Below are 21,579 nucleotides of genomic sequence, written 5' to 3'. Positions count from 1 at the left end.
ATTTTTTATTTTTCTTTAAAGCTTATTCAGCTTCTTTTGATACCATAACCATTGCAGGGCGTAATAAACGGCCATTTAATGTATAGCCTTTTTGCATTACTGCAAGAACAGTATTAGGTGCTACATCATTGCTTGGTTGAATTGACATTGCTTGATGGAATTCAGGGTTAAATTGTTCACCCTGTGGGTTAACAATTTCAACACCGAATTTTGATACCGCATCATTAAAGCTCTTAACAGTCATTTCGATACCTTCAAGTACAGGCTTAAGCTGCTCATTTTCTTTATCAGAAAACTCAATCGCACGCTCTAGGTTATCGATAACTGGTAATAATTCGTTAGCAAACTTTTCAAGTGCAAACTTATGCGCTTTTTCTACATCTTGAGCGGCACGACGACGCATGTTCTCAACATCTGCAGCAGCACGAACAACACTGTCTTTTTGATCGTTAATCGTTTGTTTCGCCGCTTCTAATTCGCTGTGTAGTAGAGCGATTTCAGCTTCAGGGCTCATTTCTTCGCCGTCAACTTGTTCAACTGCTTTTTCTGCAGCTTCTACTTCAGCTTGCATTTGTTCAAATTCTTCGTTTAGTTCAACTTCTTGCTCTGGTGATTTTGTCTGCTCAGACATAGCTTACATGCTCCAATTCTTTACAACTGCGGTAATTATGGGGATTGAATTAAAAGATTCAAGAGGCTGATGAGCCGATTAACTTAAATTCTTGGATGATTGCTTCTATTTGCGCTGATTTTGGACAAATTACGCAAAATCGGCTCTGGTATTCATGGTTATTAAAATAAGGAATGCTGATCACCATCAACTCATTACAATCTGTAAATGGCAATTGTTCTGTGTTTAATACCGATACACCATTTTTAAATGCAAGTTTATCTTCAACAAAATTTAAAAACGATACACCTATATTTAAACTGGTTTGACAATCAACTTGGCGGTAAAGGTAGTTTTCACCGACCACAATACTGTTGTCTGAACCAAGCTTTTGGCTTAATTGCCGAGTCCATTGTGTTAGTGAGTCATGGCAATTATTTGGTGCCGTGCCTGCCATTGCCTGCATACGATATAAGCCTTCCATTAAGGTTTGCTGACTAAACACGGTATTAAGCCAAGTAGCAAACTGGTAACGAACGGCATCAGATGAATCTTCAGGTTTGGTAATGCAAATGTTATGGCTTTGCCCTGCTCTATCTATTAGTAGAATTAGCCAATTGCTACCATCAAAATCAAGTACCTCTACTCGAAAGACCAACTGTGAGCTGACTTGAGGTAAGCCCACACAACAACACACTTTATAACGCTGACTCAAACCATGGGCAAGCTCGACTAATTGTGCTTGCTCAGGCTGCCAATATGGTGCAATTTCAGGTAGAGCAAAAAACTCATCAAGCCAATAATCAAAACCGGCATTGGTTGGTACGCGGCCAGCAGAAGTATGCGGCGAATAGAGTAAGCCCACTTTTTCTAGCCGTGCCATAGCATTACGCACTGTAGCTGAACATACCGCCATGCCTTTTTGTTTGGCAATACGAGTTGAGGCTACAGGCAGACCTTCCCCGTTACAGTAAAGGCTCATCACAGCTGAAAAAATTTGTTGGTCGCGCGGATTTAATTTCATAATTCATACATCTTGCTTCTTGCCAGTGGATATTTGGGCGCAGCAAGTTTATTTCAAGTTATTTTCAAAGCATTAATTTTTAATGTAATCTATCGATATGAAAGTTTAAGTGCAAATAACATGGATTCACCGTTTAAAACCATAGGTTTAATTGGCAAACCTAATCACAGCGGGGCAGCTGCCACACTTGCTCGCCTGCACACATTTTTGCGAGCCTTGGGTTTCGAAGTGCTAGTAGAACAGCGCACTGGACGTCAACTTGAAGACCTTCCTCAAGAAAACCTAGTTAAATTGGTAGATTTAGGTGAACGAGCAGACTTAGCCATAGTCGTCGGTGGTGATGGCAATATGCTTGGCGCAGCTCGAGTATTAGCGCGTTTTGATGTCGCTGTGATTGGCGTAAACCGTGGCAACTTAGGCTTTTTAACTGACTTAAACCCAGAAGGTTTTGAAGCGAGCCTAGAACAAGTGTTAAGTGGCCAGTTCCTTGAGGAAAAACGCTTCTTGCTTGAAGTTGAAGTATATCGCCATGCCGAACTCAAAAGTGCAAACTTGGCAGTGAATGAAGCGGTACTTCATGCTGATAAAGTTGCGCATATGATCGAGTTTGAGGCCTTTATTAATAACGACTTTGTATTCTCTCAACGCTCTGATGGATTAATCGTTTCAACACCAACTGGCTCAACAGCTTATTCATTATCTGGCGGCGGGCCTATTTTAACCCCTGAGCTGAATGCGATTTCATTAGTTCCTATGTTCCCGCACACATTATCAAGCCGTCCTCTTGTGGTTGACGCTGACAATGAAGTACGTTTAAAGCTTAGCCTCGAAAATACCGACAGCCTACAAGTCAGCTGTGATAGTCACGTAGTTTTAGCTGTATTACCTGGTGACGAAGTAGTGATTAAAAAAGCAGACAAGCGTCTACGTTTGATTCATCCAAAGGAATACTCTTACTACAATGTATTAAGAAAAAAATTAAATTGGGGAAGCCGCTTATTTTAAGTGGCTTTTTTTATCTCAAGCTAATTGCCAAGGCGTATTGATTAGCGCAAAATAATAAGACTAAAAGCTGTATTTTTTAAAGGATTCTAAGGCGAAATGAGTTATATCGTTTTTCTTGCTCTATTATTACTTATCACCTTACTAGGTTGTTACTGGGTGGTTGAGAGCAATCGTCGTAAAGCTATTGAAGCTGAAAAAAAACGTTTTAATCAACGAGTCAAAGAAATCAATAATGACTTTAAAAATAAATTAATTGATTTTAGCGAAGGCAAAATTATCCGCCCTAAGAATATTTCGCGCCTAAATATGATCACCAGCAATTACTTTGTAGTGCAAGCGCACAATGAAGAAAATCTCACTTACCTCGAATTCATTAGCGATTTGCTTATCAACACAATCATAATGGAAGCCAGTAAAGCGCAAAGCCCTGAGGAAATTGATCAGCTCGCTGACAGGTTACAGTATTTTATGGCTGAATTGCCTTACAACGGCATCGAGTACAATAAAGCGTTTTATCAAGAAGCCTTACCATCGCTGATTGAAGTAATTAAATATCAGCCCCCCACCGATTTACAGGACGATCAGCCGCTAGCCCAGAGCACGCAAGCTGCAAATGAATCAGTCCAAGAAAATCAACTGCCAGAATTAAGCAAAGCTTAAAAATTTAATTTGCAAAACCCGAAAACACTGTATAAATTAACAGTTAATTGACTGGGTGGATAAACAGTATGTTAATCGGGTTAGAAATTAAAAACTTTGCCATTGTAAGTAATTTAAGTACTGAGTGGCACAATGGTATGACAGCTATTACAGGTGAAACGGGTGCGGGTAAATCAATTGCAATTGATGCCCTGTCATTATGTTTAGGCGAGCGTGCAGATGCAGGTGCTGTTCGCCCAGGTACGGATCGTGCAGAAATTTGTGCACAATTTGATATTAGCCAACTCCCTCTTGCCCAGCACTTTTTAGAGCAACATTTACTCTCAAACAGTGAAGGCGAATGTTTACTACGCCGTGTTATTTGCAAAAATGGCCGCAGCAAGAGCTACATTAATGGCAGCTCAGTTACCGCTGCACAATTAAAAGAAATAGGTCAGTATTTAATTTCTATTCACGGGCAACATGCCCATCAGCATTTATTAAAAGCTGAACATCAGTTGCACCTGCTTGATGCCTATGCCGGCCACAACCAGCTATTAGCTGATGTTAAAGAGCGCTTTAAAGCCTACCAAGCATTAATTAAAGAATTTAATCAACTTGAACAACAACAGCAGCAACAAGCAGCTCAAAAGCAATTACTGGAGTATCAAGTAGCTGAACTTGATGAATTTGCCCTGCAACCGGGTGAGTTCGAAGAGATTGAAGCTGAGCATCATAAACTAAGCCATAGCCAGACTATTTTAGAGTCATGCCAACGTGAGCTACAACACTTATACGAAAGTGATGAGCAAAGTGCGTGTTCATTGCTGCAACATAGCGCCCAACAATTTACAGAGCTGGCAAGCTACGATGAAAGCTTATCTAGCATAGCATCATTACTGAGTGAAGCTGCCGTTCAAGTTGAAGAAGCTAGCCGCGAGATACGCAGCTATGTTGATGTAACTGATTTAGACCCTGCCCGGTTAGACGAAGTTGAAACGCGTTTAACAGGTGCTATGGACCTTGCCCGTAAACATCATATAAAACCAGAAGAGCTGGTAGAATTTCATCAGTCAATCGCAGAAGAGTTAGCATCAATTAGTTATAACAGCGACCGCCTTGTTGCACTCGAAAGCGAAATTAACAATGCCCTTGAGCAATATAAACAAGCAGCAAAACTGTTAAGTGAAAGCCGCCATAAATACGCAGATACGCTTAATCAATTAATTAGTGATAGCATGGCTAACTTATCAATGGAAAACGGCAGGTTTGCGATTGATATTCAACAAACTAGCGATAAAGCGCCAAGTGCAATGGGTTTTGATACTGTGTCGTTTTTAGTATCTACCAACCCAGGTCAACCGTTACAAGCACTGTCTAAAGTGGCTTCTGGTGGTGAGTTATCGCGAATTAGTTTAGCTATTCAGGTCATTATTGCTCAGCGTGTTACAACGCCGACTCTTATTTTCGATGAAGTAGATGTGGGTATTTCTGGACCAACCGCTTCTGCAGTTGGCAAGCTTTTACGCCAATTAGGTAAATCAACTCAAGTTATTTGTGTAACTCACTTGCCGCAGGTTGCAAGCTCTGGACATCAGCAATTTTTTGTAGCTAAAGAAATTGCAAACGGCGAAACCTACACTCAAATGAATAAGCTATCTAAAGAAGGCCGTATTGATGAAATTGCCCGACTACTTGCCGGTGACAATATCAGTAAAATGGCTAGAGCAAATGCCAAAGAGCTTATAAGCGCACACGCATAACCCATTTTTAGCTATGAAACTTAGATTGTTGATGAATTTGATGGTATAGAGTTTATAAATGAAAAATAAAAATATACTTACAGCTTTGGGTCTTGCCTTAATAACGCTTAACTCAGGGCATTCGTTTGGCGCAGTGGTTGAACCACCCTATAACGATACGCAGTTATTCGTTGCTTTATTTAAATGTATTTTGTTTGTCTTGCCCTCAACTACATTGTTGCTGGTTCTATGGAGTCGCTGGAAGCACTTAAGATTTAAGCAATTATTACAAACAGTATTAAATTATTCATTGGTCATCATGTTAGCTAGCCTGATAATGGTTAATCATCTAACAGCTGAGCTTTCATCATGGTTAGTTGTGTTTGCAGGTATTCATTCATTGCTTGTTGGCATTAATTATTTATTGGTTAAACAACACACTAACAGGATAAAAAATTCACTTTCTAGTTGCTGGTAATGAAATTACTTTGGCTGCAAAAAAATCGCGAAACAGCACGTTTCGCGATTTTAGTTCTTATTTGCTGATTAGCGTTATTCGATTTCGCTAGCTAAATATATCAAATTCATAAATAAACGGTCTGTCATACTACTAACTCCGGTACCATTGGTATAATTACCAACTTTATTTTGAGAGTTAATAATTGCATTATCTGCGAGTAATATATCACCCGATTTCAAGTCAAAAACCACTGTCGGTAAGCCATTTGGATTGACAGCTAACACTTGGCTTTCTTCTGGCATTACTGAGAAGTATCCCTTTGAACCACCGGCCTGATAAAAGCGTGTAACCTCTCCAAAAGGACCTGCAAATATAGCTTGTTGTATTTGAGAGTTTAATCCTTCAGGGTTTTGGGTATTTGGTCCATCTTTGTAGCCTTCTCTGGTTACTGTATAACCCCACTTTGAATACACCTTCTCGTCAGTCATATCAGAATCTGATGCTATGATGACAACATTTCCTTTCTTCTTTGACCAATTATATAGCTCTGCAATTTCTGTTTCAGTAAAATCACTGTTGTAAAAACTGCCCATAAAGAAGATATCAGTGTTATAGCTTTCAATCGCTTCCTGAGTAATTGAGCCTGATGCCGCAAAATCATGATTAACCGATACTGATTTAGCTACAACCCCACTTTCACCAAAATTTTCTGGGCTTGCAAGTTTAGCCATCGGTAAATCAAACAAGTAAGCGTTTAATGTGTAGTTTTGCCATTGTGCCTTTCTTTGCTTATCAATACTCGTAATTACAAGCGACTCTACTCCTGTACTACAAGTAGGCTGCGCATAACATGCAACAGGCTTTAGAGTATTTAGTGCTAAATCGTTTATTCGCACTGGGTATGTCCCCAATGTGCATGTTTTACCCGTTTCGATTGATGCTTTATATAATTTAGTAATATTAAAATTACCTTGATCATTAATGACTTCACGGGAAATTACCAATTCGTCATTTTGATTTAGAGCAGCACCTGTTACCGTCGTTAAACCATGTTCAGATTTTTTTGTTAACTCCAGTGTTTCCGGATCCAATAAAAAAATGCTTGTGGCAGAGATGAGGTAAACCTCACCATTTTTAACAACCATGTCGCCACGCAGAATATCTGAACTACTATCGTAGCCCTTCATATTGCCTAAGAACTGAGTTTCTCCTGAATCAATAGCAACCTGGTAAAGCTTACTCCCTTTAGAGCCATAAATAACGTCTTTGTTAGGGTCATAAGCAAGACGGGTCATAGGGTTAGTACGTGCCACTACAGTGTGTTTGCCTGTAGACATATCAACATAGGCGAGTTGTGTAAATCGATACTTGTCGGCTTTTATAGGCAGATCATTTAACTCTTCATCTGATAAGTTGAGAACACTCGTATCCAGTTTATAAGTTAAAGGTCTTGGGGCTGAAACATAATAGAGTCTATTTCGATAGCTATCAAAAGCCATTGCTGCGGATGAGAACTTTGCAGCAGAATGAATGTTAGCCGTTTGCGCTTGCTCATCTAAAGAAAAAACGAAGCCCGAGCTCCCTCTCCCTGAGTTGATTCCATATAACTCACCCGTACATTCAGACGCGCTAAGGCCAGCAGGTATTAAGCCTAAAAGGCTAACTGTAGATAATAAAAACTTTTTCATTTTAAATTCCTTTCAATGTAAAAATAACTCACTTCCTGTTCAACTTTATTACTATCCTCCTCATAATTTTGAACGAAATTGGTATAAAACTCACAAACAAAATCGCGAGGCCACAAGCCTCGCGATTTCAATTAGCATCTAAAATTACAATTAATCGATTTCACTCGCATAATTGATTAAGTTCATAAATAAACGGTCTGACATGCTCGATACCTCGGTACCATCAGTAAAGTTGTCTTCTTTATTTTGTGTTGTCAGCATACCGCTATCAGCAAGTATTATGTCGCCTGTTGCAGCATCTAAAACAATTGTAGGCAAGCCATCCTGATTTACAGCTAAGACTTGAGTCCCTGAAGGCATTTCAGAGAAGTAACCTTTTGCGCCACCAGCTTGGAAAAAGCGAGAGACTTCACCAAATGGTCCTGCAAAGATTGCCTCTTGAGCTGCACTACCTACTCCTTCTGGGTTTTGTGTATTTGGACCATCAACATAACCATCTCGAGTAACTGTATAGCCCCAAGTCGTATACACTTTTTCTTCAGGGTAGTCAGAATCACCCGCTATTATCGCTACGTTTCCTTTTTTAAGGGACCAATTGTAAGCTTCATTTAATTCGCTATCTGTGAAGTCGCTTTTGTGGAAACTACCAATAAAGAAAACATCGGTGCCATAAGCATCTATCGCAGCTTCAGTAATCGAATTTGCCGCTGCAAAATCATGATTTACAGATACTGTTTTATAAACAGTTCCCTGTTCACCAAAGTTTTCTGTACTTAAAAGCTTCGCAAGTGGCTTATCCATTAAGTGGCCATTTAGTGTATAACCTTGCCAGGTTGCTTTTCTTAGCGTATCAATACTTGTAACAACAAAAGAGTCTGGCTCTACACTACATGTAGGTTGAGCATAGCAAGCAACTGGTTTTGCTGTATTTAGCGCCAAATCATTTATGCGCATCGGGTAGGTTCCCATTGCACACGTTTTGCCAGTCTCAATCGATGCTTTATATAACTTGGTAGTATTATAGTGACCTTGATCGTTTATAATTTCTCTAGAAATTAATAGCTCACCATTTTGATCAAGCGCAGCACCTGTAACAGCAATTAAGCCATGCTCTGATTTTTTCGTTAACTCCAATGTGTTCAAATTAACGGAAAAAATACTCGTAGCACTGATCAAAAATAGTTGGCCATCTTTAAAAACCATATCACCGCGTAAAATATCTGAGCTGTCGCCATAGCCAGTTAAGTTACCAAGTAATGTAGTTTTTCCTGATACAGGATCAACAGTATATAACTTGCTTCCTTTAGAGCCATACATCATGTCAGTATTAGCGTCATAAGCCAGTCGAGTCATTAGATTAGATCGAGAAATTACTGTGTGTTCACCAGTTGCCATATCAACATAAGCAAGCTGAGTATATTTGTATTTAGCCCCCTTAATTGGCAGATCTTTTAACTTATCTTCAGATAAGTTCAAATCACTAGGATCAAGTTTGTAAGTTAGCGGTCGAGGAGCTGAAACATAATATAAGCGATCTCTTGCACTATCATAGGCCATAGCAGCAGAAGAAAACTTTGCTTTTGAGTGAATAGCGGCTGTTTGCTCTTGCTCATTTAAAGAAAAAACAATGCCTAGATGGCCGCGACCAGAATTAATTCCATACAACTCACCCGTACATTCATTAGCGACTACATTTGTAGATAAAGCACTTGTGATTGCAAGAACTGAAAGTAGCGATTTTTTCATATTTTTACACCTAAAAATTAGGCCGACTAACTAAAATAACTAATAAAAATAATTAAATTACTGCTTTAACATCAGGCCATTACGTTTAAATTTTGTACGCAATAATTTTATTTCGCTACAGTTCAAACACAATCAGAAATTACTGATTTGTCTCTATTTATTATAAAAACAGACATAACAATTAGCACCAATTATGTAAAACACACTTTAGTATTGGCAATGGCTAATAACTTCTGATTTTCTAGATTCCCAATGTTTTAATATTCTTACTGCTCCATATTTTCCACACATTTTCTCAGTAGCATAACGGCAAACTTGGTCACCGAAATATTTAATGAAGCTAACTGTAACTTTAATCCTTGCTCTTCTTTCTCTTCCTTGTATGGCTAATACAGATCACATACCGCAGATAGAAGAAATATTTGCCTTAGAGCAGAAAGGAAACCTAAAAAAAGCACTATTGTTAATTGAAAAACTACAAAGCAATAACACGCCTGTCGCAAAATCAACGATTGATTTGATAAAAGCCCCAATATTAAGAAAACAAGGGCAATACGAGGCTGCAATAGAGTTACTTTTACCTTTACAGCATATTGCTGAGTTGTCCAAAGAAGAGCATTATCAAATCCAAAAAGAGCTTGGTATCAATTACAGACGCCAAGTTAAAACGACCCAAGCTCAGCAGCATTATATGGCAGCACTCAAACTAGCTTACGAGTTAAAGGATAAAAACAAACAGGCACAAAGCCATAGTAATCTGGGTACCTTATATGACACGTTGAATGACCTAGACAAGTCTATTTTTCAGCAATTAAAAGCACAAAAGCTTTTAATTGGCAGTAAAGATAATGAGTTAATCGCCACCAATTTTTATAATTTAGCAAACCTTTCTCATCGCCTAGATGATCTTGCTCAGTCTGAATACTTCTACAAAAAAGCACTTGAGTTTGATATTAAAACAAAAAATCAAATAAACATTGCAGATACCAGCTTACAGTTGGCAAAGTTAGTTTATAAACGTGGTGACTATGAGCAAGCTTTACCCTTATTAAAAAATGCCTACTCACGCTTAGCTGATTTAAATGCTTATGAAGGAATGGCAACAGCAAAGCATACGCTAATGCAACTATATTTAAAGCTCGAAAATAAACATATGGCTTTAAGTAGTGCAGATTCAGGCCTCAGAGCAGCACTTAAATCTGGCTCAGCATTGAGTCAAATATATTCATATTTCAATTTAATTGAACTCCACCTGCCACTTAAGAACTCACAATTGATTGACCTCTATTTAAGTCGTTCAAAAGAACTTATCGAAGGAATTGATAATCGGTTACTAAATAAAAAGCTGCATGGCTACACCGCAGTTTATGCCGAACTTATCGGTGACTACAAACTCGCAACTGAGCAATTGAAGCTTGAAAATAAACTAGCCGAGTCTTTGTTTGAAGAACATTTAAATCAAGCCGTTGAAAAAAACAAAAAGCAATTAACAGCAATCGAGCAACAGCAACGTATTGATGATGAAGTGCAAAAAAATAAGCTCACTACTGCACAAATGAATAACCAACGACTAGAAAAACAGATTTGGTTATTGTCTGCGGGTATTGTTTTGTTGTTCACGACTCTTGCGCTCGTGCTCTATTACTTCAAGCATCGAAAAGCGTTATTTAAAGCAAAACTTTATCAATATAACCTGCTTGAAAAAGACAAAATGCTTGCTGATATATCCCATGAATTACGCACCCCCTTAAGCGTATTAAAACTGCATATAGAAGCACTTGAGCTCGATATTCAAGAAAACCGCGATCTAGCCTATAGCAAAATTAATGGCAAAATAGCGCAACTTAACAACCTAATTTCAGATGTGTATCAGTTATCTCAAGCAGAAAACAAAACTCTCGCGCTAAATCTCCAACGCTTAAATGCTGCAAATGTCTTTGCTGAGTACGAGCAAGACATGCGTCATTATGTTCGCAGCCACCACCTGACATTTTTTTCAGACATTATTATTGCTAAAGATGTAGAGATCACGGTAGATAAACAAAAGCTCGATCAGATCCTTAATAATATTTTTACTAATGCCTGCCTATATACCGACAGCCCAGGTCATGTTCGGCTCAAAGTGAGAACTAACAAGCAAGAGCTGTTTATTCAAGTCGATGATACTTCTCCGGGTGTAGGTAAAGCCCATATAGGCAAACTCTTTGACCGTTTATATCGTGTTGAAGAATCTCGAAGCCGCGCATCAGGTGGCTCAGGTTTGGGGCTATCAATTTGCCAAAGTTTTGTCGAATTAATGTCTGGCAGTATCAGTGCATTACCGGGTAAGTCGGGTGGATTATGTATCCGAATTTTACTGCCTTTAAGCAATAAATAAGCTTCTCCATTTTTCCACCATATTTTATTGCTTAAATAGCATAATAAACTACTGTGGAATGGAACCATGTCAGAGTCATTAAAGCATGCTCAATGGGCAAAATCTGTTGAGCGTAAACACCGCCAAAGCAAAGTTAAAAAAACCAAAAAATCACCTCTTCCTATCTGCGCCGCGCTTGCTTGTGTGCTATTGAGTGCTGGGTTTTATTATGCGAGTTATGAAAAACCGAAAGAGTATCCACCGTTATCTGCAGCGGCGAAACAGCGTATCTCGCAATTTTTTGCCAAACAGTTTTTACTGGGGCAATGGCGCTTAAATAAAATTAACTACTCATCTGATGCAATTCAGGTGTATGTGCAAACGCCAAGCAAAATTGCTCTAGAAGGTGAAGCTTTGAGTCAATATTTACATTACGCTTTATGCCCTGTGGCTAGCAAACGCATTTGGCAAGATATCAAAACGAGGGAATTATCAGTGTATGTGTTTAGCCATTCGATTCGAAAAGGTGATCGAACAGTATGTAATTTAGAAAGCGATGAACGCCAAATCAATTGATTTGACGTTCATCATAGCGATAGCCAGCACCATAAACGGAAGCGACTATCTTAGGAGAGAAATCTAAACTCTTAAGCTTTTTGCGAATATTTTTAATATGGCTGTCGATTACCCGATCGGTAATATCAAAGTTGTTTGGTTGGATATGGTCAAGTATCTGCTGCCTAGAAAAAACACGCTTTGGGGCTTTGTACAAAAGTTTAAATACGTCAAATTCCACTTTTGTTAAACCTAAAGAGACACCTTTAATTTCAACTTCAAGCGCATCTTCTATTAAGCAAATTGCATCAGTCGCTTGCACTACTACATCGGTACTAGGTGCTGACGCACAACGCCTTAAAATAGCTTTAACACGCATCACCAGCTCTGCGCCGCTAAAAGGTTTACAAACATAGTCATCGGCACCATGTTCTAGCCCTTTTAGCCTATCAGCCTCTTCAACTTTAGCGGTTACCATAATAATAGGTACCATAGAAAAAGCGCGGATCTGCTTCATGCACTCCACGCCATCTAAATTAGGTAACATTACATCTAAAATTATCGCATCCGGATTATTTTCTTTAACCCACGACACCACAGCACTGCCATCAGTGATGTGGTGAGTAGTAAAGCCAGATGCATTGAAGAACAACAGCACTTGTTCTGCAATATCTAAGTCGTCTTCAACGACTAATATCTGCGGCATTTCTATTTCCGTTTATATTTTTTTTATTGTTCTAAGTTGTTGCTTCACCATCGCTTTAAGCGTATCTGATAAGGTTTCATCTAATAAAACCATAGTCAGAATATCGTGCAGATCTTCACTATTCATAACCTCATTGAGTAAATCATTTTCAGATTTCGAATTTGGCTGAAAAAAGCTTAACTGCTCGTCATTTGTGTGTTCGCAAAACATTTTCTTTTTATCCATGTTGTTAGCATCAAATATTAAGATGGGCTTCTGCCTCTACTAAATATTAAAACGCAACAATATGGAGCAAATATGGAGTTAGTACGAAATAATGAATTTTTTCTGTTCAACAGTTAGATTCATTCCTAGATTTTAGGTAATAAGCGCTATTTTTTCATTATTTTTCTAAAACTAGGTTAAATTTTCGTATCAATAAAATGATAGGCAATAAAAAAGCAAGCTCGGTAGCTTGCTTTTAAAAGTGTTGAATGGCGCCTTAGAATTAAACGCCTAAATAATCCATAATCCCTTCCGCGGCATTTCGGCCTTCGAAAATAGCCGTTACCACTAAATCTGAACCGCGGACAATATCGCCACCGGCAAAAATCTTAGGGTTGGTTGTTTGGTGAGTAAATTCACCTTTTTCTGGTGCATTGATACCACCCCAATGATTGATTTCAACACCGTACGGTTCTAACCAATCCATTTTATGAGGTTTAAAACCAAACGCCATGAGCACTTTAGTTGCTTCAATAACATGCTCAGAACCCGCAACTTCTTCAGCACGACGACGACCATTTTCGTCCGGCTCACCAAGTTGGGTTTTCACCATCTTAACGCCAGCAACTTTACCTTGCTCATCAACCACAATGCCTTTTGGCTGAACGTTAAAGGTAAACTCAACGCCCTCTTCACGGGCATTTTTAACTTCGCGCTTTGAGCCTGGCATGTTTTCTTCGTCACGACGATATGCACAAGTAACCTGTGTAGCCCCTTGACGAATAGAGGTTCTCACACAGTCCATTGCTGTATCACCACCGCCTAATACAACGACTTTTTCGTTCGCCATATCAATATAAGCTTGCTTGTCTTCTGCATAGCCCATAACACGGTTAGTGTTACCAATTAAAAACGGCAGTGCATCAAACACACCCTCTGCATCTTCATTCTCAAGGCCTGCACGCATACTTTGATAGGTACCCACCCCTAAGAATACGGCATCATATTCAGCCAAAATTTCATCAAGGGTAATGTCAACGCCAACTTCAGTGTTTAGCTTAAACTCGACACCCATTTCCGTGAAAATTTCACGACGCTTTTGCATTACTTCTTTTTCAAGCTTAAATGAAGGAATACCAAACGTAAGAAGGCCACCGATTTCTGGGTGACGGTCAAACACCACAGGCTTAACACCGTTACGTACTAAAATATCCGCACAACCTAAGCCCGCTGGACCTGCACCAATGATAGCCACTTTTTTGTCAGACCATACCACATACGACATATCTGGTTTCCAGCCCATTTTAAATGCCGTATCAGTGATGTACTTTTCGATATTACCGATAGTGACAGCACCAAACTCTTCTTCAAGTGTGCAAGAGCCTTCACACAAGCGATCTTGTGGACAAACTCGTCCACACACCTCTGGTAAGCTGTTTGTACGGTGAGACAGCTCTGCCGCTTCTAAAATACGGCCAGTACGAATGAGTTTTAACCATTGTGGAATATAGTTATGCACTGGGCATTTCCATTCACAGTACGGATTACCACAATCTAAACAGCGATCCGCCTGTGAGTTAACTTGTGTCTCAGAAAACGGCTCGTAGATTTCTACGAAAGATTGTTTACGTGCTGAAATTGGCTTTTTACGCGGATCAACACGTTGTACATCGATAAACTGGTATACATTTTCGCTCATACTACCCCCTTACTGAGCCTGAACACGAAGCTCTGCGCTACTGCGCGCTCGGTGTCCGAGTAAACTTTTTACATCACTAGATTTTGGCTTAACTAATTTAAACATTGGCATGTATAAATCGAAGTTAGCTAAAATCTGCTCAGCGCGATTTGAGCCGGTAAGCTCTAAATGCTCAGCAATGAGGCCGCGTAAATGTTCTTGATGTGACGCCAACCCTTCAAGGGTAACAATTTCAACAAGCTCAGGGTTAATGCGTTTTTCAAAGTCGTTGCCCTCATCAAGAATATACGCAAATCCCCCTGTCATACCTGCACCAAAGTTAATACCTACTTTGCCAAGTACGCAAACCACACCACCTGTCATGTATTCACAGCCATTGTCACCAACACCTTCTACAACCGCTTGAACGCCTGAGTTACGCACTGCAAAACGCTCACCGGCACAGCCTGCAGCAAATAACTTACCGCCTGTTGCACCATATAAACAGGTATTACCGGCAATGGTCGCTTTGTGGCTTTCGAACGATGAACCCAGCGGTGGGCGAATTACTAGCTTACCGCCAGCCATGCCTTTACCAACATAGTCATTGGCATCACCAACCAGTGTCATTTCAAGGCCACCCGCATTCCATACACCAAATGACTGACCCGCTGTACCATGAAGCTCAACAGAGACAGGATCAGCAGCCATACCTTGGTTACCGTGTTTAGAAGCGATATAGCCAGATAACATAGCGCCCACTGAACGGTCTGTATTGCAAATACGGTTAACCAGTGAGATACCTGATTTTTCATCAATTGCTTGTTTAGCTTTTTCAAGCAAGGTTTCATTTAGCTGACCTAAGTAGTGTGAGCTATTTGGCGCACTACAATACAGTGTTTCACCCGTTGGGTTGTTAGGCACAGCAATCACTGACGACAGATCGACTTTCTTTTGTTTCTCTGTGTTGCCTTCGATTGCTTCAAGTAAGTCCAAACGACCAATTAAATCTGTTAAACGAGTTACACCTAAACTTGCCATAATTTGGCGAGCTTCTTCGGCTATAAACTTAAAATAGTTCATCGCCATTTCTGGTAGGCCATGATAATGCTTTTGGCGCAGCGTATCGTCTTGCGTTGCAACACCGGTCGCACAGTTGTTTAAGTGACAAATACGTAAGTATTTACAACCTAGTGCCACCATAGGGCCAGTACCAAAGCCAAAGCTTTCAGCACCTAAAATAGCCGCCTTAATGATATCTAGACCCGTTTTAAGACCACCATCTGTTTGCAAACGAATACGGTGACGTAAACCATTTTCTACCAGCGCTTGCTGGGTTTCAGCAAGACCAAGCTCCCAAGGGCTACCTGCATACTTAACAGAGGTAAGCGGGCTTGCACCTGTGCCACCGTCATAACCAGCAATGGTAATTAAATCTGCATAGGCTTTAGCTACGCCAGTTGCGATAGTACCTACACCCGGCTCAGAAACGAGTTTCACCGAGATCAGTGCATCTGGGTTTACTTGTTTTAAATCGAAAATAAGCTGGGCTAAATCTTCAATCGAGTAAATATCGTGATGCGGCGGAGGCGAAATCAAGGTCACACCTGGCACTGAGTAACGTAATTTTGCAATATACGGCGTTACTTTTTCACCCGGTAATTGACCACCCTCACCTGGTTTTGCACCTTGCGCCACTTTAATCTGAATGACATCAGCGCTACGTAAGTAATGTGGTGTAACACCAAAACGGCCCGAAGCAACTTGCTTAATACGTGAGTTTTTCTCTGTACCGTAGCGAAGCTTGTCTTCACCACCTTCACCAGAGTTTGAACAACCCCCTAAGCGGTTCATTGCAATCGCGAGTGCTTCATGTGCTTCTGGCGATAATGCACCAATACTCATTGCAGCAGAGTCAAAACGTTTGTAAAGCTCAGTTGCTGGCTCTACGTCATCAACACTCACACCGCTATCAGGAATTTTCACCGCTAGCATGTCACGTAAATTGGTGATCGGCCGGTTATTTACTAAATCAGCATAAGCCAAGTAATCTTTATAATCCCCAGAGCGCACTGCCTTTTGCAGAGTTTGAATAACATCTGGGTTATAAGCATGGTACTCACCACCGTGAACATATTTTAGTAAGCCACCATGACTTAATAACTTACGTTTACTAAATGCCAGCTTATGAAGTTTACGTTGGTCATCATCAAAATCAGTAAAACACGCCCCTTTGATACGACTAGCTACACCGTTAAAACAGGTTTCTACAACCGCATCTGATAAACCAACTGCCTCAAATAACATCGAGCAGCGGTACGAAGCGACAGTACTGATCCCCATTTTCGACATGATTTTATACAGACCCTTGTTGATCGCATTACGATAAGCAAGCGTTACTTCGCAATAGCTCTTGTTTAAAATCTTTTTGTCACTCATTGCAACTAATGATTCATATGCAAGGTACGGATAAATTGCCGTTGCACCAAAACCAAGTAATACCGCAAACTGATGCGCATCACGGACACTACCCGATTCGATGATGATATTAGATTCACAACGTAAGTTATTATCGACTAAACGCCTTTGAATTGAACCAACCGCCATCGCAGCCGGGATCGGCAAATGCGTTTCGCTAAAGTTACGATCACTTAAAATAAGCATGACACAGCCTGACGCTGCTTTTTCTTGTGCTTCATCACAAATACGTGTGATTGCTTTTTCTAAGCCTTCTTCTTGTGTGTAAGTGATATCAATTTTACAGTAGCTGTAATGCTCATCGTCAGCATTGATCAGCTGTTGCATATCAGCGTACATCAAAATCGGCGTATCAAACTGTAAACGCTTAGCGTGGCCGGTTGTTTCGTTAAATACGTTTTGCTCACTACCAATACAGGTTGCCAGTGACATAACGTGATTTTCACGAAGTGGGTCAATTGGTGGATTGGTTACTTGCGCAAATTTTTGTCGGAAGTAATCAAACAGTGAGCGATGGCCTTCTGACAGAACCGCAAATGGCGTGTCATCACCCATTGAACCTGTTGCTTCTTGACCATTTTCACCCATTACACGAATCACGCTATCAAGCTCTTCGTTGGTGTAGCCAAACATTTTTTGATACTTAAGCAGTGTTTCGTCATCAAAAGAACGGTTACCCGCATCTTTTTCAGATAACTGTTCAAATGGCGTTAAACGCTTAACGTTTGCTTCAAGCCATGCTTTATATGGATGGCGTGACTTAAGATCTTGGTCAATCTCATCTGAATGCCAAATTTTACCTTGATGAGTATCAATTACTAATAACTCACCAGGGCCAACACGGCCTTTCTCAACCACTTCGTCTGGCGCGTAGTCCCAAATACCTACTTCTGAGGCAAGGGTAATAAAACCATCTTGGGTAATTACATAACGCGCTGGGCGTAAACCGTTACGGTCAAGGTTACAAGCAGCAAAACGACCGTCAGACATGACAATACCAGCTGGGCCATCCCATGGTTCCATATGCATTGAATTAAAGTCATAGAATGCACGTAAGTCATCATCCATAGCACGGTTTTTTTGCCATGCTGGCGGCACAAGCATACGCATTGCACGGAATAAATCCATGCCACCGGCTAAGAACAATTCAAGCATATTATCTAAACTTGAAGAGTCAGAGCCACTTTCGTTCACGAATGGTGCTGCTGATTGCAAATCAGGAATAAGTGGTGAGGCAAACTTATACGCACGGGCACGAGCCCATTGGCGGTTACCTTGAATCGTATTAATTTCACCATTATGTGCTAGATAGCGGAATGGTTGCGCCAGTGGCCAACGAGGTTGTGTATTAGTAGAGAAACGTTGGTGGAATACACAAATCGCACTGGTCATGCGGATGTCAGCTAGGTCTAAATAAAAGTTAGGTAAGTCTACAGGCATCATTAAGCCTTTATAGACAGTAACTAAACCAGATAAGCTGGCAATATAAAAATGTTCATCGTTTTCGAGGCGTTTTTCAGCACGACGACGCGCTACATACAAGCGACGTTCTAAATCTTTTGGACGCCAGCCTTCTGGTGCGCTTACAAAAATTTGTTCAAAGCCTGGTAGTTGTTTTTTTGCAATTGGCCCTAAACATGACGCATCGGTAGGTACTACGCGCCAGCCTTGAATGCTCAAGGTTTCTTTTTCGAGTTCTTCACTCAACACATCTTTAGCTGTTTGCGCAAGTACAGGATCGGCATTTAAAAATACCATGCCAACGGCGTAGTTCTTTCCTAAATGCCAATCATGTTCGCTGGCTATAGCACGAAAGAAGCTATCAGGTTTTTGCATTAATAAACCACAGCCATCACCTGTTTTACCATCAGCAGAAATACCCCCACGGTGTTCCATGCGATCTAAGCCAGTGATTGCTGTTCGAATCAAGCGGTGACTCGCCTGACCATTGACCTGGGCTATTAAGCCAAAGCCACAATTATCTTTTTCTAATTTTGAGTCGTATAACATAGACCCCTCCCCTTGCTACAACGACTAGCGGTTCAGTCTTTTGTGACAGTGCTAGCAGACGAACAAAACTATCGCCAAATACCTCATGAGTCAATAGAGTTTTGAATACATATTCATATTCATGAATATTTCTCACTTAAGGTACTTTTTAAATTCTATGCTATTTTTTTACATTTAGTCGTATTTTACCCGTTATTTTTTTATGACACTGGTGTCAAATTTAACAACTTGTAAAAAAACAATCTAAAAACCCGCCACTTTACGTTAACGTAAACTGTGCTTTATTTTGAATAATTATTCAAATTATGAATATCAATGCAGTTTTTTACGGGGTCTCGACTAGCCTAACTGCATCATTATTTACTCTTGGCTTTAGCATAGTTACAAACTATGTATCTGAGCAGACTACCTTAGTCGCAATGACTGAGTTCTTTACCCTTGCGTCAACAATCAGCAATTTAAAAGTGTCCGCTGCGGACACTTTTTCTGTCCGCGGACAGACATTAACTCACTGTTAAAACGTAAAATCATTAAAAATCAATAAATTAAAAACTGGCACGCTACTGGTATAGATAAGACATCAGCGAAATTGAGGATTTCAAAATGTTCACTATCAGTTTGTTTATGGCTTCTCCACTTACCATGCTTGCCGTTGGCTTCATGATTGTGTGTTTTGAGAATCGTAAGGAGTTATGATGATTAAAGATACCAGCGCCCAAGATATTACCGTGGCCAAGAAAACCACCATTAAAAAGCCACTAATAATAGCTGCAGGTGTAATACTTGTTGGTGCGCTCGGCTTTCAAGCATTGTTTGCCAGTAACGATGGCAGCATTTCGGTTGATGCAGCAAGCCTACAAATTAGTGAAGTAAGCCAAAAGACACTCACCAGAGATGTAGCAGCAAGCGGTAAAATCGTTGCAGCTAATGCGCCAAAGGTTTATAGCCCAGAACGCGGCTTTGTCGATTTAAAAGTAAAAGCCGGTGACAGCGTTGAAGTAAATGAAGTGATCGCAACCGTAACCAGCCCTGAGCTAACCAACGAGCTAAAACAACAACAATCAGTATTAGCGCGATTAGAAGGCGAATTACAGCGCAAGCAACTTGAAGCGCGCAGACAAAAACTAAGCCTTACTAAAGCGCTCGATTTAGCGCAAGTTGAACTCAATGCTGCAGATAGAGAAAACCGCCGAGCTAAAATCTCAATCGAAAAACATTTAATTAGCCAAATAGATTTAGAAAAAGCCGTTGATGACTTAGCTCGTGCCAAGCTGTCTTATAAGCACGCCGAGCAAGAAGTCAGCTTAGCTAAAGATACCCTCGCATTTGAGCTAAAAGCTGCAGAGCGTGATCTGGCACGTCAGCAACTGATTGTTGATGACTTACTCAGACAAGTAAATGAACTCACTATTACCGCGAGTGTAAGCGGCATTGTGGGTAACTTATTAGTGCAACAAAAAGAAGCGGTCACACAAAGCCAACCATTAATGACATTGGTCGATTTAAGTAACTTTGAAGCAGAACTGCAAGTACCAGAAAGTTACGCCAATGAGCTAGGTCTTGGTATGCAAGTTGAGCTTACGTTAGGTAGTCGTCATGTCACAGGCACGCTCTCGGCTATATCACCTGAAGTAAATAACCGCGAGGTGACAACCCGCGTACGCTTTGACAATGAGATTTCTGGCATTCGCCAAAACCAACGCTTAACTGCACGTATTTTACTAGAGAATCGCGACGATGTATTACAAGTAAAACGCGGCGCATTCTTACAACAAGGTGGCACCCATGCTTATAAAGTTGACGGTGACATGGCTTATTTAATCGATATAAAAACCGGTGCAAGCAGTATTAATGCTGTGGAGATAATTGAAGGCGTAGAGCCTGGCGATAAGTTAATTATCTCAAACTACGATCGCTTTAAAAAAGCACCCACACTGGTTTTACGCTAACAAATAAAAGGAATAATCAACATGCTTACAATGAACAACATCAGCAAAGTGTATCAAACAGATATGGTACAAACACATGCTCTTCGTGACTTTAATCTTCAAGTAGAAGAAGGTGAATTTATTGCCGTAACGGGCCCAAGTGGCTCAGGAAAAACCACCTTTTTAAACATCGCCGGTATGTTAGAACCCTTTAGCGAAGGCCAATACATGTTAGACGGTATTGACGTGGGTAAGCTAAACGACAACCAGCGTGCAGATCTTCGTAATCAAAAAATTGGTTTTATTTTCCAAGGTTTTAACCTGATCCCAGATTTGAACCTCTATGAAAATATTGAAGTACCACTGCGTTATCGCGGTATCAAAGCCGCCGAGCGTAAACGCCGAATCGAGCAATGCTTAGAGCAAGTTGGTTTAGCATCACGCGCTAAACACTTACCGCAACAACTTTCTGGTGGCCAACAACAACGTGTAGCTATTGCCAGAGCCCTTGCTGGTGAACCGCGCTTTTTACTTGCCGATGAGCCAACCGGTAATTTAGATAGCTTAATGGCCCGTCAAGTAATGGAGCTACTTGAGCAAATCAACCGTGATGGCGCAACCATCATCATGGTTACTCATGATCCAGAACTTGCTCGCAGAGCACCACGTAATATCCAAGTTGTTGACGGCCAACTCGCTGACTTCACCTTGTACCAAGGCACTCAAAATCTTAAAGCGGCTGGAGTGTAA

16 protein-coding genes are annotated in these 21,579 nt (G+C 40.5%); 8 read left to right on the top strand and 8 right to left on the bottom strand.

Annotated features, from left to right (window positions below):
* Positions 1-22: 22 nt before the first annotated feature.
* Both grpE and NO991_RS04740 read right to left on the bottom strand, forming a co-directional pair.
* Complete coding sequence (gene grpE / locus NO991_RS04745; protein ID WP_300359594.1) at positions 23-631, bottom strand: nucleotide exchange factor GrpE; 609 nt, start codon at positions 629-631, stop codon at positions 23-25.
* Positions 632-689: 58 nt separating this feature from the next.
* On the bottom strand, positions 690-1,634 hold the full coding sequence (locus tag NO991_RS04740) for an HrcA family transcriptional regulator (protein WP_371351718.1): 945 nt from the start codon (positions 1,632-1,634) through the stop codon (positions 690-692).
* Positions 1,635-1,754: 120 nt separating this feature from the next.
* On the opposite strand from NO991_RS04740, the gene nadK reads away from it, so the two are divergent.
* The 4 genes from nadK to NO991_RS04720 all read left to right on the top strand — a co-directional run bounded on the left by nadK (position 1,755) and on the right by NO991_RS04720 (position 5,498).
* Positions 1,755-2,639 (top strand): NAD(+) kinase, encoded by an 885-nt coding sequence (gene nadK, locus NO991_RS04735; protein WP_166340406.1) that lies wholly within the window; start codon positions 1,755-1,757, stop codon positions 2,637-2,639.
* Between the two features lie 96 nt (positions 2,640-2,735).
* On the top strand, positions 2,736-3,299 hold the full coding sequence (locus tag NO991_RS04730) for a hypothetical protein (RefSeq protein ID WP_054551517.1): 564 nt from the start codon (positions 2,736-2,738) through the stop codon (positions 3,297-3,299).
* Positions 3,300-3,367: 68 nt separating this feature from the next.
* Positions 3,368-5,041: a DNA repair protein RecN gene (gene recN / locus NO991_RS04725; protein ID WP_054551518.1), complete on the top strand. Its 1,674-nt coding sequence runs from the start codon at positions 3,368-3,370 to the stop codon at positions 5,039-5,041.
* 58 nt (positions 5,042-5,099) lie between these two features.
* The gene (locus tag NO991_RS04720; RefSeq protein WP_300362660.1) at positions 5,100-5,498 is read left to right on the top strand and encodes a hypothetical protein; all 399 of its coding nucleotides are present in this window, start codon (positions 5,100-5,102) and stop codon (positions 5,496-5,498) included.
* Positions 5,499-5,572: 74 nt separating this feature from the next.
* Here NO991_RS04720 and NO991_RS04715 read toward each other — a convergent pair whose 3' ends face one another.
* Both NO991_RS04715 and NO991_RS04710 read right to left on the bottom strand, forming a co-directional pair.
* Positions 5,573-7,168 carry a hypothetical protein gene (locus NO991_RS04715; RefSeq protein ID WP_300362658.1) on the bottom strand — a complete coding sequence of 532 codons (1,596 nt, stop codon included), beginning with the start codon at positions 7,166-7,168 and terminating at the stop codon, positions 5,573-5,575.
* Between the two features lie 150 nt (positions 7,169-7,318).
* The gene (locus NO991_RS04710; protein ID WP_371351716.1) at positions 7,319-8,914 is read right to left on the bottom strand and encodes a hypothetical protein; all 1,596 of its coding nucleotides are present in this window, start codon (positions 8,912-8,914) and stop codon (positions 7,319-7,321) included.
* A 334-nt stretch (positions 8,915-9,248) separates the two neighbouring features.
* On the opposite strand from NO991_RS04710, the gene NO991_RS04705 reads away from it, so the two are divergent.
* Together NO991_RS04705 and NO991_RS04700 are read left to right on the top strand one after the other, a co-directional pair.
* A complete protein-coding gene (locus tag NO991_RS04705) occupies positions 9,249-11,291 on the top strand; it encodes an ATP-binding protein (RefSeq protein WP_300362654.1) in 2,043 nt (680 codons plus the stop codon).
* 66 nt (positions 11,292-11,357) lie between these two features.
* Positions 11,358-11,846 (top strand): hypothetical protein, encoded by a 489-nt coding sequence (locus NO991_RS04700; protein ID WP_138600461.1) that lies wholly within the window; start codon positions 11,358-11,360, stop codon positions 11,844-11,846.
* On the opposite strand, the gene NO991_RS04695 is transcribed toward NO991_RS04700, so the two are convergent.
* The 4 genes from NO991_RS04695 to gltB form a co-directional block, all read right to left on the bottom strand.
* Positions 11,839-12,531: a response regulator gene (locus tag NO991_RS04695; RefSeq protein ID WP_209326467.1), complete on the bottom strand. Its 693-nt coding sequence runs from the start codon at positions 12,529-12,531 to the stop codon at positions 11,839-11,841. The genes NO991_RS04700 and NO991_RS04695 overlap by 8 nt on opposite strands.
* A gap of 12 nt (positions 12,532-12,543) precedes the next feature.
* Positions 12,544-12,741 (bottom strand): hypothetical protein, encoded by a 198-nt coding sequence (locus NO991_RS04690; protein WP_054551940.1) that lies wholly within the window; start codon positions 12,739-12,741, stop codon positions 12,544-12,546.
* Between the two features lie 277 nt (positions 12,742-13,018).
* Positions 13,019-14,434, bottom strand: a complete 1,416-nt coding sequence (locus NO991_RS04685) for an FAD-dependent oxidoreductase (RefSeq protein ID WP_194441589.1) — start codon at positions 14,432-14,434, stop codon at positions 13,019-13,021.
* Positions 14,435-14,443: 9 nt separating this feature from the next.
* The gene (gltB, locus tag NO991_RS04680) at positions 14,444-18,901 is read right to left on the bottom strand and encodes a glutamate synthase large subunit (protein ID WP_138600455.1); all 4,458 of its coding nucleotides are present in this window, start codon (positions 18,899-18,901) and stop codon (positions 14,444-14,446) included.
* Positions 18,902-19,596: 695 nt separating this feature from the next.
* On the opposite strand from gltB, the gene NO991_RS04675 reads away from it, so the two are divergent.
* Together NO991_RS04675 and NO991_RS04670 are read left to right on the top strand one after the other, a co-directional pair.
* Entirely contained in the window at positions 19,597-20,850 is a 1,254-nt protein-coding gene (locus tag NO991_RS04675) for an efflux RND transporter periplasmic adaptor subunit (protein WP_300358799.1), read from the top strand.
* A 21-nt stretch (positions 20,851-20,871) separates the two neighbouring features.
* Entirely contained in the window at positions 20,872-21,579 is a 708-nt protein-coding gene (locus tag NO991_RS04670; protein ID WP_054551528.1) for an ABC transporter ATP-binding protein, read from the top strand.

Origin of the sequence: Pseudoalteromonas sp. DY56-GL22 (assembly GCF_041414715.1) — a bacterium.
In the GTDB taxonomy this organism is placed as follows: domain Bacteria; phylum Pseudomonadota; class Gammaproteobacteria; order Enterobacterales; family Alteromonadaceae; genus Pseudoalteromonas; species Pseudoalteromonas simplex.
Note: the sequence above shows the minus strand (reverse complement) of the source record. Positions and strands in the feature narration are given on the sequence as shown.